A 716-nucleotide genomic window follows, 5' to 3' on the forward strand; every position below is an offset into this window, starting at 1 on the left:
GCCAAGGCCTCCCCCGCCATCACCCTCGCCCGTCTCAAGTCCCGCGCGCCCGGTCTCGTCGACCACTACAAGGCCGCCGGCGCCCAGCTGCGCAAGGCCGGGCTGAACGGGGCGCGGGCCACCGTGTACCTCGTGCTGGACCGGTCCGGGTCGATGCGGCCGTACTACAAGGACGGCAGCGCCCAGCACCTCGCCGAGCGGGTGCTCGCGCTCGCGGCGCACCTCGACGAGGACGCCGCCGTGCACACCGTGTTCTTCTCCACCGAGCTCGACGGCACCGCCGACCTCTCCCTCACCTCGTACGAGGGCGTCGTCGACGAGACGCACGCGGCGCTCGGCCACATGGGGCGCACCAGCTACCAGTGCGCCGTCGAGGCGGTCGTGGAGCACTACGAGAAGAGCGACGCCGACGGCCCCGCGCTGGTGGTCTTCCAGACCGACGGCGCCCCGGACGCCAAGGTGGCGGCCCGGGAGGCGCTCGCCGACGCGGCCGGCAAGGACCTGTTCTGGCAGTTCGTGGCGTTCGGCGAGGACGACAGCAAGGCGTTCGACTTCCTGAGGAAGCTGGACGCGCCGAACGCCGCGTTCCTGCACGCGGGACCCGCGCCCAGTGACGTTCCCGACACCGCGTTCTACAAGGGGCTCCTCGCCGGCTTCGCCCAGCGGGACTGATCTCCCCGGCCGCGGGGCGTGGGGGGACCGGTCGCACGGCCCCC

The 716-nt window shown here is 73.2% G+C and carries 1 protein-coding gene; it reads left to right on the forward strand.

All coding sequences use genetic code 11. The annotated features are described in order from the left end of the window. On the forward strand, positions 1–672 hold a 672-nt coding region (locus ACJA3G_RS38055), incomplete at its 5' end, for a VWA domain-containing protein (protein ID WP_406557555.1). Positions 673–716 lie beyond the last annotated feature (44 nt).

It is taken from the genome of Streptomyces sp. YS-3, from assembly GCF_045257485.1.
Taxonomy (GTDB): Bacteria; Actinomycetota; Actinomycetes; order Streptomycetales; family Streptomycetaceae; genus Streptomyces.